Annotated in this window: 1 protein-coding gene; it reads right to left on the reverse strand. The window is 70.6% G+C overall.

Annotation, left to right across the window (positions count from 1 at the left end):
- Positions 1–282, reverse strand: a 282-nt coding sequence (locus FNH21_RS16800) for a tyrosine-protein phosphatase (protein WP_191932101.1), incomplete at both ends; no start/stop codon positions are given.

A 282-nucleotide genomic window follows, 5' to 3' on the forward strand; every position in this document is an offset into this window, starting at 1 on the left:
GCCAGCAGCAGCGCCACCACCATGCCCGTCCGGTCCCTGCCGGCGGCGCAGTGGATGACGACCCCGCCGGGTGGGGCTGTGACGAACGCCCGGGCGATGGCCCCGAACTTCTCCGGCCAGCGGTACAGGTTCTCGCGGTAGTGCTCGGGGGTGTTCAGGTACGGGCCGGTCAACGCCATGAAGTCGGCGTCCGTCTGGTCCTCGGTCGGCAGGTTGAGGACCGTGAACCGGGCGAAGACATCCGGCCGGACGCGTGGGTCCTGGGAACGTCGTCCCAGCTCG

The sequence above is a fragment of the Arthrobacter bussei genome (genome assembly GCF_009377195.2).
Lineage (GTDB): Bacteria > Actinomycetota > Actinomycetes > Actinomycetales > Micrococcaceae > Arthrobacter_D > Arthrobacter_D bussei.